The organism is Paenibacillus sp. FSL H7-0940 (assembly GCF_037979415.1).
Taxonomy (GTDB): Bacteria; Bacillota; Bacilli; order Paenibacillales; family Paenibacillaceae; genus Paenibacillus; species Paenibacillus amylolyticus.
Map to the genome: position 1 here is coordinate 4,555,017 of NZ_CP150280.1, position 17,434 is coordinate 4,572,450.

The window sequence follows — 17,434 nt, forward strand, 5'->3', positions numbered from 1 at the left end:
AAAGCTTCAGCATGCGGCTGTTGCTAAGGCTATCGCTTCAGCTACCGATTTCTCAAAGATCGCAAGGATTGCACCCGATTCTTGCTCCGTAATATTCAGCGGCGGCAGAAAACGAACAACAGCTGAATGACGCCCGCCCAGTTCTACAATTAATCCATTCTTGAAACATTCGCGCTGAATAGACTCAGCCAGCGCACCATTAGGCAGATAATGTCCCAGACGATCCTTGCGTCCTGTTGGATCAACCACCTCAACGCCAATCATCAACCCTCTGCCCCGCACGTCACCGATCTCTGCATAGCGTTCTTTCAATGCATTCAGTTGATTCATGAACTGCTCACTGCGCAGATGTACGTTGTGTAAAACATCCTGTTCCCGAATATAACGAAGTGTAGCAAGTCCCGCTGCCATGGCGAGTTGATTGCCACGGAACGTGCCTGTGTGTGCACCAGGCTGCCATTGGTCCAGTTCTTCTTTGTAGATGACAACAGACATCGGCAAACTTCCGCCAACTGCTTTGGAGCAGACAATTACATCGGGTATGATTCCGGCATGTTCAAATGAAAACATCCGGCCTGTCCGTCCAATGCCTGTCTGCACTTCGTCGATGATGAGCGGAATATTTCGCTCTGCTGTGATTCGACGCAGCTCCCTCAGCCATTCAATGTCTGCCGGAATCGCCCCGCCTTCGCCCTGAACAGTCTCCACAATGACTCCGCACGGTGCGGCAATCCCACTCTCGCAATCATCGAGCAAGTTCTCGATATACTGTGCACTTAACCGGGCCGTCATGCCTTCACCAACACCAAATGGGCAGCGGTATTCATAAGGAAACGGCAGGAAATGTACATCGGGCAGCAGGCTTTGCAGATGTTGTTTCTTGCTCAGGTTGCCACTCATCGACATCGTCGCTTGGGTCGAACCGTGATAACCTCCCTGAAAGGCAAGAATAGACTTGCCGCCTGTAGCATGTTTGACCAGCTTAATGGCTGCTTCTACGGCATCCGCCCCCGTTGGACCACAGAACTGGATTTTGGCTTTGTCTCGCATCTCTGCCGGAAGAATGGAGAATAGTTCTTGCATATATGAAAGCTTCAGCGGTGTTGCCAGATCCAGTGTATGAAGCGGAATCTGCTGATCCAGAACATCGCGAATGGCGTTGACCACCGTGTCATGGTTATGCCCCAGCGCCAATGTTCCTGCCCCAGCCAGGCAGTCGTAGAATACGCGGCCTTCCGTATCGGTAATCTTCACCCCATGGGCCTTGTTAATGACAAGCGGGAAATGTCTCGGGTACGATCTTGCATTGGATTCCTTCTCATTTTGCATCTTCAGATATTCCGTCTGCACCTCTACTGACATAGCCCTCTAACGCTCCTTATAATCGATTCAGGCTGAACCTACTGCCTGTGATTCTTGTTCTACATTTTGCATATGACATGGTATTGGTTCAAAATCATGGTGAGGTCCGAATTAAATGATGGTATCCGTTATCTGTCATCCGTCATATATTGTCATCTATACGTTGTTATAAGCTATATATCTTATATTCAAGTTGCTCCTGACACAGGTATTCCAGGTATAACCGAACCACATCACGAGTTGTTCCACCATGGGGAAAGACGTGGTGTGTCAGATCTGGCAAGGCGTTCACTTCCAGGATGCCTCCCTGATCTCTGGAGATCGGGGTGCGGATATCACGACAACGAACATCGACTCCTGCTACATCGATCTGAAGAGTCTTTGCCGCCTGAATGATCATCCGGGCATTTTCGGGATGAATGATTTCGGTACAATCCTTGTAGAATTCACTGATTTTTCCGGCGGCAGAATTGCGGAGATTGTATAACTCGATTTCTTTTCCCGCGGCAGGAACTTCATCCAGTGTTGTCCCTTGTGCATGTAATACCTCCAGCAGTCGTTCCGTTTCTGCATTAACCTCGGGAAACGCTTCATACTCGCCAATGGGTGTCATCTCGATTCGTTCCTGATTCAACTGCTCAATTAACGCCCGAACGGTTGAAGTTCCGTCTCCCTCAACATAGACAGGCCGATACTGGTTCACAGCCGCCACTTCACCATTAATGATCAGCACTCTGTAATCAATCCCGGTCACATATTGCTGTAACATAATGCTGCTGCCATGGACACTCGCAAGACGAATGGCTTCCTCCAGTTCATCTGCGGTACGCACATCCAGCGTCACGCCCATGCTGCTGCTCGCATCCAGCGGTTTCACTACAATAGAGCCGTATCTATTCAGAAAAGCTACTGCTTCACTCCCCATCTCCGGGATCACGATAAATGATGGTACAGGCATGCCCTGTTCATGCAACAACATATTACATGCCTGCTTGTTCTTCGCGAGCAGTCCAGCGATTAACGGCAGACGATGAGATCTGGTTTTGTTAATGATGATCTCTTGGTCCCCTACAGACAGCTTCAGGAAATCTTCGCATCCCTCAAGAAGTGGCTCACAGGTGATGCCCATTTCTCTCGCTTTGCTTATAATGAGTCGGTTTTGCAGATTATGAATCCCTTTCGGAAACACTGAAAATCCTCCTCGATCGAATGAAGGTACTCGCTCCTATATAAGTTGAATTAAAGATTATTTACGCTGACACTACGATGACAGAACAACCTTCCAATCGCTGTTATCCCCAGATTTTTTTGATTCCCTTTTCTCAAGGGAAAAATCCGGGATTAGCGTATGCTTTCGATGCCAGCTTTCTTTTAGAAAGCTTGTAGGCGAAGCTTATGCTTACGAAGCAGCTTTCTTTCGGAAAGCTTTTAGGCAAGTGTATTCTTTCGGGGTAGCTTTCTTGCGGAAAGCTTTTAGCTCCGCTTTTTCAGGTTTTTTCTGTCCACTCCGTTGCATGTAAATGATTAATTCAACTTATATTGCTCATACGTTCATCAATTTTTATTGTAATTCAATATTGATAATGATTATCAATATCATATAAAATCTATTTTATGGCAATTCGAGCTATATTGTCAATAATAAACTTTTAAGGAAAAATAAGATTTAATTTAGTGTAAGTTTGAGTCAATGCAGGTATGCTTTTATCGAATAATAGGCACAACAAACCGGGCAAGCCTGGGACATGGTTTTACCAGCGGCTTGCCTAATTTGTTATCTGCATGATCATACAATGGAGTTGATGTGGAGTTTTGAATAACTATTAAACGAATCAAAAACCAACTTTTTGATCCTCAAGCCAGTTGTGTATAACGCTGTTCTCCCTTCAGCTTCCTTCCCCTTCCATGCGGGATACAGGTTGGTGTGCCGAACAGTGGATCAACCGAAATCTCACACTCCATCTGGAAGACTTTACGGACCATGTCCTGTGTAACAATATCTTCCGGTTTGCCTTCTGCGTAAATGGACTTATTGTGAACAGCCACAATGTGATGCGCATAACGACATGCCAGATTCAGATCATGAAGTACCATGACAATCGTGCGTCCTTCCCGTTCGTTCAACTCAAACAACAGATCGAGGATATCAATCTGATGTGTCATATCCAGATAGGTTGTAGGTTCATCCAATAGTAGCATTTCGGTACCCTGCGCAAGTGTCATCGCAATCCAGGCACGCTGGCGCTGTCCACCGGACAATGCATCCACAGGTCGATCCGCGAGTTCTGTCAGATGTGTGGACTCCAGTGCCAGCTTGACCATACGCTCATCCTCTCGTGACCATTGCTTCAGCCATGTTTGATGTGGATAACGTCCTTGCTTAACCAGTTGGTTCACCGTCAAGCCTTCCGGAGCGGTCGGGCCCTGTGGCAGGATGGACATGCGTTTTGAAATTTCCTTGGTCGGCAACTTTGCAATCTCTTCTCCATCCAGTAGCACCGAACCGGAGCTGGATTTCAGCAACCGGGCCATCGTACGCAGCAGCGTAGATTTACCACAGCCGTTGCTGCCAATCAGGACGGTAATCTGTCCCTTGGGAATGGTCAGGTTTAAATTTTCAATAATGGGATCTGCTCCATAGGAGATCGTAAGCTCCTTGGCTTCCAGAATACTCACAGCTCTCTCCTCCTCAAAACTGATTTCGATTCTTGAACAATAGATACAGGAAAAACGGTGCGCCTACGCCTGCGGTGAATACCCCTGCGGGAACATCCAGCGGTAGAAAGGCAGTGCGGGCAATCAGATCTGCCGCAAATACAAGCAGAGCACCAACCAGTCCAGACACAATCAGCATACTGCCAAACATCCGTCCAACCAGCTTTCGGGCAATATGTGGAGCGATCAGGCCTACAAAACCAATGGTTCCGGCAACCGCAACGGCGATTCCCGCCAGCAGTACACTGCATAACAACAACGCTGAACGATGCCGCTGTACAGTTACACCCAGCCCTGTGGCCAGATCATCCCCGAACTCCTGTGCATTCAGGCTACGAGCGAACCAGATCGCCAGCGGTATAACAATTACGATAACCGGCAAAATCGTTCGGACATCGGTCCACGATGCTCCGTATATACTTCCTGTCAGCCAGATATAGGCTTGACCTGCCGTGTAGAACGGACTCAGGATCAGCATAAAGGTAGTTCCAGCTCCGGTAATGGCTGACACTCCAATTCCGATCAGCACCAGGCGGATCGGACTGACTCCCTTTTTCCAGGCAAGCACGTAGATGATCATTGCCGTCAAAAGCGCACCAACAATGGCGAACAGTGGTAACAACTTGATGCTCACCCCTCCGCCCAGCAATGTAACAAAACCTACAGCCGCAACAGCTGCACCGCCGGTGATGCCGATGACATCCGGTGAGGCCAGCGGATTACGGATAATGCCTTGCAGAAGTGCGCCTGACATACCGAGGGCTGCTCCTACGAGCAGAGATAATAACACCCGTGGCAGTCTTAAGGTCAGCACGACGAAGTCATACTCCCCTTCATTCAGACCGAATATCGTTCGAAGCACATCCAGCGGAGATATAAAGTCACTGCCCACACTGGTACCGACAACCCCTGCCACGAGAAACAGGAGAATACATATGCCGATGACAGCCAGTGATTTTCGTTCCATTTGCACCGAGACGGTGTCTTTTTTGTTGCGGAAAGTCAACATTTTCCTCATATCTTCGTCACCCCCTTGCGGGCAATATACACGAAGAAGGGTCCGCCAATCAGTGCAGTCATGACACCGAGTGGAACTTCCTGCGGCATGATCACCAACCTTGCAACCACATCCGCGGACAGCAGCAGAATCGCTCCCCCTACAATAGAGTAAGGAACGAGCCAGCGGTAATCATTTCCCACCAGTGCACGCATGATATGCGGGACAACCAGTCCGACAAGACCGATCGAACCGGCTACGGCAACCGAACCACCCGCCAGCAACACCGTAACAATTCCCATGAGCACCTTGACTAGAAGTACATTCTGTCCCATGCCTTTGGCGATATCGTCACCCGTCAACAGCAGATTGATGGCTCTGCCCATGAACAAAGAGACAATAGCTGCGGCTGTCATGTACGGCAGAACAGGATATAACATATCCAATGTCCGACCACTTACTGAACCGGCAAGCCAGAACAGTACATCCTGCAATCCGGTTCCATCCAGCACCAGAATGGCCTGTGTGAACGAGGCAAATAACGCGGAGATTGCCGTCCCCGCCAGTACAATCTTGATCGGTGTCAGGCCATCACGACCGAGGGAACCTAGCCCATATACAATTGCCGCGGCTACAGCAGCCCCTGCAAAACCAAACCACATCATGGTGGTGAGCGAAGATACGGACAATACAACAATGGCAATAACAATAAAAAAGATCGCACCAGAATTAATTCCGAACACACTCGGTGATGCCAGTGGGTTACGTGTCAATGCCTGCATCAGCCCGCCCGCCACGGCCAAACTTGCTCCTACAACAGCAGCAATAACTGTACGTGGCAACCGTTCCGTCAGCAGAACCACATGTTCCACAGAACTCTCGTCATAGAATTGCAGTGCTTCCCATGCCATCTGAAACGTGATATGCGTACGTCCCAGAATCATACTGGCTAGGCAAGCAAGTAGAAGTAATATGAATAAACCAACCAGTCCATAGATCTTGACGCTTGCCTTTGTAAAAAGGGGAAACATACTCTCACTCTTTCATCTGTAAAATGATAAAAGACCTGCCTGCCCATACACTTCGTTAACGAATGTTCTGGTGCATGGCAGGTCCTGCTCCTGTTAGTTAGTTCAGGTTGAACTGCTTATATAGATCGTCCAGCATCATGTTGGCCGATGTGTATCCACCTGCCATGTTCCAGGCCACTTCATCGACCTGAACCAGTTGGTTATTCTTGACTGCATCAAGGTTTTTCCACAGTGGACTGCTGGTCCAATCATCATAATTTTTCTGAATGGCATCTGTTTCTGTGCCTGAATTGAAGTTGAAGATCATGTCTGCATTCATATCTGGAATGTTTTCTTTGGAAGTCAATTCAACTCCCCATGTGTCTGCGTCATGTCCGGCAGGTCTGGTGAACCCAAGTTCATTCAGAATCTTACCCGCATATCCCATGTAGAAAATACGAACCTGATCGGCTCTAAAGTTCGTGATGGTTGCTTCAATTGGCAGACGATCCCCCATTTTCTCTTTGAAATCAGCTACACGGCCATCCCAATCAGACAACAATTTATCCGATTGCTCAACCCTATTCATCGCTTCCCCAACAGTTTTCACCGTTTCTTTCCAGTCAAATAGCGTCTCCGTCACTACCGTTGGTGCGATCTGCGACAGTTGCTCATAGATCTCTTCATGTCTGATCTTCGTAGCAATAATCAAGTCGGGTTTCAACTTGTTGATCTCTTCCAGATTGGGCTGTGATTCCTGTCCTACTTGTGGAACTCCGTCCAGATCTGCTCTCAGATATTCATAGACTGGCTGCTGAACCCAGGATTCCACCACGCCTGTCGGTTTCACGCCAAGTGCAACAACGACATCATTCGCACCTTGGAACAGTGTCACGATCTTTTGCGGGGTTCCCTTGATTGTGGTTTCGCCCATGGCATGTTTGATCACTCGGGTCTGATCTTCAGTCGCACTGGCAGTTGTATCACTTTCATTATTGCTCTCATTGCTGCTTGCAGCTTGACTGGACGTATTCGTTGTCTCGGCACTTCCACCCGAAGCACAACCAGCAAGTAGTGAAATCATCAGAATAAGTGCTGCATAAATGTATAGCTTTTTCTTTACTTTATACATGAAATCTGTCTCCCCTTTTTTATCTAAATGATATTGAATCTCATTATCAATTGTATTGTAATGGAGATGAAATCATTATACAAGCATTTTATTTGGAAAAACTTCTCACTCCCTGTCGAACGCTGTAACTTCACAAAACAACATTAAATAAAGATATATTAACTAAACCAATACAATATATATCGATACAATACGCTTCCACATAAACCATATATGTAATTTTTTTCTTAACTGCTAAATATACAAATCTCTCTTCTTACTTTTAGCTTCATCTAATATATGTCCTTTTTGCTGGTGAATCATTATTCATTCATATGCGTTTGACTGATGAATTTACTGTAAAACAATTCCTGTAATTTCTTGTTGTACTATGTTAGATTATCCATTGGAATAAAATCACATCTATAGATAGGGGATATTAACACGTGAAGAAATCATGGGTACTATCAATCATTATGAGTTTTGTCTTGCTCGGCGGGGTGTTCGCACCTGTAGGGTCCTATGCCGCTGCTGCGGATGACTCAACCACTACATATTCGGAAGACGAATACTATGAAGAAATTGACACGTCAGAACAAGAACCGATCCCTACAGTCGAAGAAGAAGATTTCCTGGGCTACCTTGATCAGTTAGATATGGCATCGGTATATGAGGAGAGAGCCTTCAATGCTTTGGGAGGTGGATTTTACATTACATCATCCAATCGCAAGTCCGTTTTCCTGAAACTGACCAATACAGCGATTCCTAACTACACCAAATATGTATCCAAGCTGAAGTTGATTAAACCGCAAGATGCGGAATTGCAAAAAATCCATGCCAACTTGATCAAAGGTAGCTATACACAGCTGGAAGGATTCCAACTCGCTAAAAAATCTGTCTCCAAAACAACGGTAAACAGCGCTGTCCTGAAACAAGCCAATGCCAAAATTGCTGCCGGCAAGAAAAATATCGAGAAATTTCACAAAGAATTCTCTGCATACGCCAATAAACTTGGATTTGATTTATAAAAAACAGTAATTGCAGATATGCGTCCTACATTTCGAATAAAACAATTTGAAATTTTAGGAAAAAAGTGTTTTCTTTTGCTGAGTTAGTTCGTATAATAGCACTATAATCAAAAGGCTATGCTGCCGAAAGGTACAACCTCGTGAACAATTGAGGTTGTGCCTTTTTTGCGTTTAATGGCCACTTTTATCTGAATTTCATCATCTGACGAGGAGTGATTCACGTGATTCTTGAAGCCATTTACCACCGCCCCAAACTCAATTGGTCTTATGCTTATGACCGCTCGACCATGCACCTCCGACTTCGGTCCAAACGTGGGGATCTGGATGCGGTGATTGCGATTACCGGAGACAAATATGCTTGGGATCGGACGATCACACACACACCTATGCATATCTTTGCCCGGGATGAAATGTTCGATTATTGGGAAGCTGAGACTTCACCTCCCTATCGCCGATTACGGTATGGTTTCCAACTGATTCAAGGAGAGGAATCGGTCTGGATGACGGAGCGCGGATTCGAGCAGGCGCTGCCTGATCATCCACTCGAATTCTTTGATTTTCCATTTATGAATCCAGTCGACATTTTTGAACCGCCTGCCTGGGTTAAGGACGCTGTATTTTATCAGATTTTCCCTGAACGTTATGCCAATGGCGATCCATCCCTCAGTCCCAAAAATGCTGAACCCTGGGGAGGAGAACCTACACCGGTGAACTTCTTCGGCGGCGATCTCCAAGGTGTGCTTGATCATCTGGATCATATAAGTCAGCTCGGCATCAATGCCATTTACTTCTGTCCGCTGTTCGAGGCCACGACGAATCACAAATACAATACAGGCGATTACATGAAAGTTGATCCTCACTTTGGAACCAATGAACAGTTCAAGGCGTTCGTGGACGCCTGTCATCAGCGCGGCATACGTGTCGTTCTGGATGCGGTGTTCAACCATTCCGGCAGAGAGTTCCCTCCTTTTGTCGATGTCATGAAGAATGGAGCTGCCTCTCCCTACGCAGATTGGTTCTATATCAAGGACTGGCCGCCACGTGTGGAGGATGGTATACCGACTTATGACACCTTTGCTTTTGAACCGCTCATGCCGAAACTGAACACGGAACACCCTGAAGTGAAGGCATACCTATTAGAGGTAGGACGTTTCTGGATTGAGGAGATGGACATTGACGGATGGAGGCTTGATGTGGCGAATGAGGTGGATCATCAGTTCTGGCGCGAATTCCGTCAGACGGTAAAAGCCATTAAACCTGATGCCTATCTGCTCGGCGAGATCTGGCATGATTCACTCATGTGGCTTCAGGGAGACCAGTTCGATGCCGTGATGAATTATCCGTTTACCAACTCGGTATTGGACTATACGGTGCACGGCAAGCTCGACGGACTCGCATTTGCCAATGAGATCGGCAAACTGTTCGCAGCCTATTCACAGCCTGTAACGGAAGCGGCCTTCAATCTGCTCGGAAGTCATGATACCCCCAGACTGCTGACCTTATGTGATGGAGACGAGCGCAAGATGAAACTTGCCGTTACGTTACTACTTACGTATCCAGGTGTGCCATGTATCTATTATGGAGATGAAGTGGGACTTGATGGAGGATATGATCCGGGTTGCCGCAAGTGTATGGAGTGGGATGAGAGCAAGCAGAATCGTGAGCTTCTGGATTTCTTCACCCGTACGATTTCCCTTCGCAAACAGCACCCTGCCCTGCGCAGCACGGAACTGAAGATTATATATGCAAAAGCCGGAGACCCTTGTCTTGCCATCGAACGAGTGGATTCGCATACGGGAGAGCGTATGCTTCTTGTTCTTAATGCTGGTGATGAACCATGCACCCTTGAACTCCCCTTGGGAGATCGTAACATCTGGCGAAATCTGTTCACATCAAACACCGTGGAAGCACGGCAAAATAAACTGACCCTCGATCTGGAAGCATACGGATTCTCACTGATGCAACTTGAGCTGAAACAACCAGCTGAGGCCTGAGATAAATACGGCTAACAAGGGAAAATAACTTCAAAGAGGCTGTCCTCCAGGTCATACGTCCGGGGAACAGCCTCTCCTGCATCTTATACGTCTTGTGCATCATATACGTCTGATGTATCTTATACGTCATATTCTAACAAACCCAGCACACCTTATTCGCTTCATTATACCCGGGTTAAATGCCTAACGAATCAGAGAGATCTTATTTCGTCCAATACGTCGATTTTCGCAAGTAGAGGCCGTATTTTTGAAGCATTAACGTTACTGAGATTCGTTAGGTTTTACTTTTCTTGATTATCCCCTCAATACGATGTTTGAGGTTCGTTAGCGATACCGATTCAAGCAAGGTGAAACTCTTCGAAGCAGCGACCTATTTTCCAGCCGAGGCGAAGGGTGTCGAAGTCATCGGTTTTCGTATTTTCTTCATTCTTGAGCTTACAAGCGCTCCCTGTGTAATTACGATTTTCTGCGGAATCTTGTATGAAGGCAGCTTGTCCTGACAATATTCCCAGATGGATCGCCGCAGATCGGTGAGAGTACATTCTGTAGCCAGCCGGATAGTCACCTTCACCCTCTGACCCGTGATACCACTCTGTTCTCCCGAAACTACAGCCGCTTCAATACATTCCATCTCTTCCAGAACACCCTCGACCTCGGCAGGATACACTTTCCGTCCCCCTACATTAATGATCTCGGAACGGCGGCCCAGAATACGAATGTACCCCTGCTCCAGCACGGCCTCATCCCCAGTACGTAACCACCCGTCCTCTGTAAAAGGTGAAGGTGCATTCAAATATCCAATCATCGCGGTTTCCGTGTGAATCTGCAATTCTCCTTCCACCACCCGATACTTGACCCCTTCATCTTGAATGGAAAACAGCAGCGAGCCTGGCTCTTTGGAGCGGGTTGGCAGAATGCCAAGTTCAGACATGCCATAGGCTTGTATCGTCCTTAGTTGTGGATATCTCCGGTTCCAGGCTGCCAGTACGGATTCAGGCATCACTTCCGATCCGTATGACACAACTTCGAGACTCGACAGATCATACCCCTCATCATTTCTACCCAGCAGCAACAGATTCATGAATGTTGGGGAGACAGGCAGCGCCTGCACACGAAACTTCTCAATCGTTCGGCACACTTCTTCGGGAGAACGATCCGCAATGATACAGAGACAGCCCCCACTGGACAGGGATTGCAGCATGGTATTCACACCGCCGATATGATCAAACATCATGAATGGAATCGTTCGCAAGGGCCGAACCTGCCGCCGAAAACCATGTAACAGCCGATCTGCACGATGGACAGTCGCTTTGCTTACTCCGGTTGATCCAGATGAAAAGAGTACCAGTCCGCCTACGCCCTCCTGTGCCAGCGAGGATAACAACACAGGAACCTCTCCAGATAATTCACATGTTTGCCGAATGCACAACTTGCCTTCTTCAACGCCCAAACGCCACTTCACCTGTGCCAGCTGGATATATTCCTCTCGTTTGGCTTCAACCAGGTTCCGATCCATGGGGAGCACGATACACCCTTGTCCGAGCAAAGCAACCAACGCTGCCGCTGCATAGGGGGAATAGTCTTCCTCCAGCGTTACAAGTTGCCCATTCAGCCCTTCTGCTGTAATCCGCTCACTCATGATGCCAACCTGTTCCAGCAGCCAACGGTAACTGTACTCCTGTTCCTTCCAGATCAGCGCAGGTTGCTGTCCCTGCTCCGCGAATCGTTCAAGCAAGAATTGGTTCAACATCTTGCATCCTCCTCACCGGCAGGCGCCCATTGCTGTGCGAGATAATCAACAAGTGAACCTACGGTCTGATATGGGCTTTCCGGCATGGAAGCAGCAGCCATCTCCGCCAGTGCGGCTCCCATCCCCGTACCCCATCGATCTTCAATTCCCTGCTCTACCACTGCAAGCAATGACACGAGTTCCAGCGAATCCAGTTGCCCACTTCGTCCGTACAGTGGAGCGTTACCACCCTCACCAAGTGGAATCGTTGTATTATGGTACGCGTTTAACTCCCGGCAACTATCCAATACGATACGGAGCAAATCCTCCCTGTGTTCTTGTCCAATCATCAACACGGCCTGACGTGGGAAGCAATCTGCCTGAGGTATGGACTGTCGAAGTGACTCATACCATTGCCATTCATCGGTGACCAACATTTTAATTACACTTGTTAGCTGTACTTTCCACTGCTCACGCTGTTTTATCCGACTGACCTGAAGCATATTGTAGGCCTTCTCCCAACGTACAATGATCTCGCTGAATTCTCTCGCATATTGATCAAGTGGAGAACCGAGCCATAAGGCAGACTCCTGAAGAAGATCTCGAAGAAAATATCGACTCCATCGCATATCAAACAACAGACCCGATATTAACATTTCATTGGCCGGATCCCCTTCATTCACCTCATGCAGTGCATGTAACAGTTGTAGCGATACCGCATGTCCAAAATGAAAATTGCGCTCTCCTTGTGTAATCGTCCGGCCTGTCAGAAATTCTCCAATCTGCGTTGTTAACGCCTGGATCAACATGTCTCGGTAACCGTCAGAGTCCAGCTTCACAGTCGCCCGAATGTCCATGGTTCCATACGTTCGGAGTTCTTCTTTGCGCTTCGCCTGAGCAAGCTCGGGTATGCTTTGGTTTCCTTTCCAGAAGTCATGAAAGGCCCTTTGAGTAACCTTTCCCTTATACTTGGAGGGCACGGGATCGTAGACGTGAACATGCTCATCTTCCAAACCATATACAGCAATCCAATGGTCTACCAGATGTAGTCGGGAGCCCTGCTTCACATGTTTGCGAATGTACTCGGGATTCTGATAATCCTCACAGTAAGGCAGATGATAACTGGTTCCTGTAGCCAAAAAAAGCCCACCTTCGCCAATATGCTGCCGGATCTGCGTCTTGCCTTCCTCGAAGCTTTCCAGCTGTCGCTGACCATACATCTCCCAGATCGGCTCTACATAATCCAGTTTGTGAAAATAAGGCTTCACCAGTCCGTTATCCCCGCACGAAGGAAGGCTGTACAACCGACTTGCCGCCAGCAGTGCAAGACTTGTGATGGATCCTTGTCGATGGAGCACTTCATGAATCAGAGGGAAATTGCAGGGATAATAATAGGGAATGTCCAGCACTGGAGCGAATGAAGGAATGATCATTTGGGGCCTCCTGTTCCCGTTTTGGCTGACGTACTGCACCAGGATTGGATTAGGTAATGCACAGACATATCATCTGTCGCTCGAAATACCCGATTGGCAATAGGTTTGCCATCCACATCGGTCTCGAAACGACGGAAACCGCGAGTAAACCGGAAGGAGAACCCACTATCTCGCGGGACTCGATAATAACCTTCATATCGACCTGTACCAGAACGAACAAGCTTCATGCCCATCCCACCATATATCGTCTCCTCCGAGTCTTCGTCGGGAGCTACGTCTGCATGAATGCAGACCTCCACATGATTGGACAATTCAGGAACGACAGTGTAGATGCGTGTAGCAGACAGTTCTCCCATAGTCAGCGTGATGGATGCACTTCCAATACCGACAGGAACCAACTCTCCACTCGCATGAACCTGAAGCACATTTGGGTCACTCGAAGTATAATTCCCATGCAGCAGACTCTGAACCATTCCACTCTCGTAGTGCATTTGTGCATTGATACACACGGTCATTCCACCCTCTAGTCCGATGACATCCCTTCCAAGCAGTTCGAGCGAGGAGGGCTTACCCACGTGGCCGAACATGTACAGTAACGGGAGGTGAACGCGTGCTCCCCAGTCACCTTCCTGATGGCAGGCACCCGGATGTTCCAGAAATGCCAATTCCTCACACGATCCTACTCCGCGTTCAAGTAATTGATGAGCTACCCTTCTGACCTGAGAAGGCAGAAACAATCCTTCCGTATCTCCAATATCCATCCACATTCGAACGTCGGGTACCTCTTCTGGCAAGCGATACATATTTTCTTCCAACAGTCCGCTCTCCGATGTTTCGTCCAGCTGCACATCTACATAAAATGGCGACATCATGATCAGTTTTCCGAAAACATTCGGATTTCGCAACCCCATGTGCAATGTACAAAGAGCCGCGGCAGATGAACCTAACAGCCCGGTATTCTGATTGTCCGGCAACGTCCGGTAACGATTATCAATGATCGGCTTGAGCTCATGAATGATGAAATGCTCATAGGCGATGGCTGAGCACCCCACACTCACGGCCTCTCTCTCCGGAGCAATGAAGTGGTAGAATTCGTTGTGCGTGACTGGACGAACATGCGTAATGCCGACAATAATTAGTGATTCAATCTGCCCGGAGGAAATAAGACCGTCTGCTGCCTGGTCCATATTCCATGTTTCATTGCCTGGCCCGGATGGACCAAAAGCCCGCTGCCCCGCATGAACGTACAGAACCGGATAATGCCGAGCTGTCTGCTCATGGTAACCGGGCGGGAGGTACACATAAATGTTGCGGATATTGCCCAGCCGCGACGCCTGAATGCCTTCCAAACATTCGATGACAGAATGGGTACTCAACGATCATCAACCGCCTCTCTTCTCCCAATTCGACTGCATAATACAAATAACCCCGCCTCAGAAGAGACGGGGTTGTCCTAGAAAACACGTAAGTGTCCCGGGATACATAGCCCTTATATTGTGAATCTGCGAATAGTTTAAATCCCCGGACGTGCTTTTGTAAACATAAAAATAGAAAATAAATGCTCCCAAAAAAGTTATTGACATAAGATCCAATATTTCTTACGATAACGTTGTGATCATAACTCGAGGGCCATGCTTTTAAACCTGAGCGGTTTAGGACAACCCCGGTAACTCCCGAAGGAGATGCCGGGGTTGTTGGCGTGTCAAAAGGAGGGAAGTCTTCAATCCACTGCGTAACACTTCGCTGTATTGAAAACGCTATTATTCAAGAGCCGGGTTGGTTGTTTATCTAAACTACTACATTCACGAGAAGGGTGGATTACTATGTTTCAAATGGCCAAACGTGTACTCCTCAGCACAACACTGACACTCAGTTTACTTGCAGGGGGCGCACTTCCCTATCTGCCTGCTTCAGCGATCTATGCCGATGCCGATACCGCAGTTACCAACAAGCAGAACTTCAGTACAGACGTCATCTATCAGATCTTTACGGACCGCTTCCTGGACGGCAATCCTTCCAACAACCCAACTGGAGCTGCCTACGATGCCACTTGTAGCAACCTGAAGTTGTATTGCGGCGGCGACTGGCAGGGTTTGATCAACAAAATCAACGATAACTATTTCAGCGATCTGGGCGTTACGGCATTATGGATCTCCCAGCCGGTCGAAAATATCTTCGCCACCATCAACTACAGCGGCGTGACCAACACGGCGTATCATGGCTATTGGGCACGGGATTTCAAGAAGACCAATCCGTATTTCGGAACGATGGCCGACTTTCAAAATCTGATTTCCACCGCTCATGCCAAAGGCATCAAGATCGTCATTGACTTTGCACCGAACCATACGTCTCCTGCCATGGAAACAGATACCTCCTTTGCGGAGAATGGCAAGTTATACGACAACGGTAATCTTGTTGGCGGATACACAAATGATACAAATGGATATTTCCATCACAACGGCGGCTCCGATTTTTCCTCCCTGGAGAATGGTATCTACAAAAACCTCTATGACCTCGCTGACCTGAATCACAATAACAGTACTATTGATCAATATTTCAAAGATGCAATCAAGCTATGGCTCGATATGGGCGTGGATGGTATTCGCGTTGATGCGGTGAAACATATGCCTCTCGGCTGGCAAAAGAGCTGGATGTCCTCCATCTATGCACATAAACCTGTATTCACCTTTGGTGAATGGTTCCTGGGCTCCGCTGCATCTGATGCGGATAACACGGAATTTGCCAACGAATCCGGGATGAGCCTGCTTGATTTCCGCTTTAACTCTGCCGTACGTGATGTCTTCCGGGATAACACATCCAACATGTATGCTCTGGATTCGATGATTACAGGCACAGCGGCAGATTACAATCAGGTGAATGACCAAGTTACGTTCATCGACAACCATGATATGGATCGGTTCAAAACAAGTGCCGTCAACAACCGTCGTCTTGAACAAGCGCTGGCTTTCACGCTGACTTCACGCGGCGTACCTGCCATCTATTATGGTACCGAGCAGTATCTGACGGGTAACGGAGACCCTGATAATCGGGCCAAAATGCCTTCCTTCTCCAAAACAACCACTGCTTTCAACGTGATCAGCAAACTGGCCCCTCTGCGCAAATCCAATCCAGCAATCGCCTATGGCTCTACTCAGCAACGCTGGATCAATAATGATGTGTACGTTTATGAACGCAAATTTGGCAAAAGTGTAGCTGTTGTTGCGGTGAACCGTAATCTCTCCACACCAGCAAGCATTGCGAATCTAAGCACTTCACTGCCAACAGGCAACTACACCGATGTACTGGGCGGTGCACTGAACGGTAATAACATCACTTCCACCAATGGCAACGTCTCTTCCTTCACACTGGCAGCCGGAGCAACAGCGGTATGGCAGTATACAACGAGCGAAACTACACCAACGATCGGACATGTAGGTCCGGTGATGGGCAAACCGGGTAATGTCGTTACCATTAGCGGACGTGGATTTGGCTCCACCAAAGGTACGGTATACTTCGGTACAACAGCCGTTACCGGTGCTGCGATCACATCCTGGGAAGATACGCAGATCAAAGTGACGATCCCAGCGGTTGCCGCAGGCAATTATGCTGTGAAAGTAGCTGCGAACGGTGTTAACAGCAATGCGTATAACAACTTCACCATCCTTACGGGTGATCAGGTCACTGTACGATTTGTCATTAACAATGCTTCCACCACACTGGGTCAGAACATCTATCTAACAGGTAATGTTGCAGAACTGGGCAACTGGAGTACGGGCACAACAGCTATCGGCCCTGCTTTCAATCAGGTCATCCACGCCTACCCAACTTGGTACTATGATGTGAGCGTGCCAGCCGGGAAACAACTGGAGTTCAAATTCTTCAAGAAAAATGGTGCAACCATTACGTGGGAAGGTGGTTCCAACCACACGTTCACCACACCAACCAGCGGTACAGCCACAGTCAATGTAAACTGGCAATAGAATATCCAGTCCACAAGCTAAACCCGGAGTTACGCTAACGCAGCGTATGCTCCGGGTTTTGCTGTACCTAGCCAG

12 protein-coding genes are annotated in these 17,434 nt (G+C 47.9%); 3 read left to right on the plus strand and 9 right to left on the minus strand.

Annotated elements, in window-relative coordinates; all coding sequences use genetic code 11:
* Nucleotides 1-6: 6 nt before the first annotated feature.
* The 6 genes from MHB71_RS20220 to MHB71_RS20245 all read right to left on the minus strand — a co-directional run bounded on the left by MHB71_RS20220 (nucleotide 7) and on the right by MHB71_RS20245 (nucleotide 7,216).
* Nucleotides 7-1,362: a diaminobutyrate--2-oxoglutarate transaminase gene (locus tag MHB71_RS20220; RefSeq protein WP_340027428.1), complete on the minus strand. Its 1,356-nt coding sequence runs from the start codon at nucleotides 1,360-1,362 to the stop codon at nucleotides 7-9.
* Nucleotides 1,363-1,528: 166 nt separating this feature from the next.
* Entirely contained in the window at nucleotides 1,529-2,551 is a 1,023-nt protein-coding gene (locus MHB71_RS20225) for a hypothetical protein (protein ID WP_340027429.1), read from the minus strand.
* A 665-nt stretch (nucleotides 2,552-3,216) separates the two neighbouring features.
* Nucleotides 3,217-4,038, minus strand: coding sequence for an ABC transporter ATP-binding protein (locus tag MHB71_RS20230; RefSeq protein ID WP_340027430.1), 822 nt, complete (start codon nucleotides 4,036-4,038; stop codon nucleotides 3,217-3,219).
* A 13-nt stretch (nucleotides 4,039-4,051) separates the two neighbouring features.
* Complete coding sequence (locus MHB71_RS20235; protein WP_340027431.1) at nucleotides 4,052-5,095, minus strand: iron ABC transporter permease; 1,044 nt, start codon at nucleotides 5,093-5,095, stop codon at nucleotides 4,052-4,054.
* Complete coding sequence (locus MHB71_RS20240) at nucleotides 5,092-6,105, minus strand: iron ABC transporter permease (protein WP_340027433.1); 1,014 nt, start codon at nucleotides 6,103-6,105, stop codon at nucleotides 5,092-5,094. The genes MHB71_RS20235 and MHB71_RS20240 overlap by 4 nt, the downstream gene beginning before the upstream one ends.
* Before the next feature lie 97 nt (nucleotides 6,106-6,202).
* Nucleotides 6,203-7,216, minus strand: coding sequence for an iron-siderophore ABC transporter substrate-binding protein (locus MHB71_RS20245; protein ID WP_047841758.1), 1,014 nt, complete (start codon nucleotides 7,214-7,216; stop codon nucleotides 6,203-6,205).
* 425 nt (nucleotides 7,217-7,641) lie between these two features.
* Between MHB71_RS20245 and MHB71_RS20250 the strand changes: the two genes are divergently transcribed.
* Both MHB71_RS20250 and MHB71_RS20255 read left to right on the plus strand, forming a co-directional pair.
* Nucleotides 7,642-8,223, plus strand: a complete 582-nt coding sequence (locus tag MHB71_RS20250; RefSeq protein ID WP_339189620.1) for a hypothetical protein — start codon at nucleotides 7,642-7,644, stop codon at nucleotides 8,221-8,223.
* A 221-nt stretch (nucleotides 8,224-8,444) separates the two neighbouring features.
* Nucleotides 8,445-10,217, plus strand: a complete 1,773-nt coding sequence (locus MHB71_RS20255) for an alpha-glycosidase (protein ID WP_340027435.1) — start codon at nucleotides 8,445-8,447, stop codon at nucleotides 10,215-10,217.
* A gap of 370 nt (nucleotides 10,218-10,587) precedes the next feature.
* On the opposite strand, the gene MHB71_RS20260 is transcribed toward MHB71_RS20255, so the two are convergent.
* Genes MHB71_RS20260 through MHB71_RS20270 form a run of 3 tightly spaced genes read right to left on the minus strand, consistent with a single transcriptional unit; the run spans nucleotide 10,588 to nucleotide 14,755 of the window.
* Nucleotides 10,588-11,967, minus strand: a complete 1,380-nt coding sequence (locus MHB71_RS20260) for a fatty acid--CoA ligase family protein (RefSeq protein WP_340027437.1) — start codon at nucleotides 11,965-11,967, stop codon at nucleotides 10,588-10,590.
* Nucleotides 11,961-13,379, minus strand: a complete 1,419-nt coding sequence (locus MHB71_RS20265) for a hypothetical protein (protein ID WP_340027438.1) — start codon at nucleotides 13,377-13,379, stop codon at nucleotides 11,961-11,963. Before MHB71_RS20265 ends, MHB71_RS20260 begins: the two co-directional genes overlap by 7 nt.
* Entirely contained in the window at nucleotides 13,376-14,755 is a 1,380-nt protein-coding gene (locus MHB71_RS20270; protein WP_340027439.1) for an alpha/beta hydrolase-fold protein, read from the minus strand. The genes MHB71_RS20265 and MHB71_RS20270 overlap by 4 nt, the downstream gene beginning before the upstream one ends.
* A gap of 447 nt (nucleotides 14,756-15,202) precedes the next feature.
* Between MHB71_RS20270 and MHB71_RS20275 the strand changes: the two genes are divergently transcribed.
* The gene (locus tag MHB71_RS20275; RefSeq protein WP_338707850.1) at nucleotides 15,203-17,359 is read left to right on the plus strand and encodes an alpha-amylase family glycosyl hydrolase; all 2,157 of its coding nucleotides are present in this window, start codon (nucleotides 15,203-15,205) and stop codon (nucleotides 17,357-17,359) included.
* The last annotated feature ends 75 nt before the right edge of the window (nucleotides 17,360-17,434 follow it).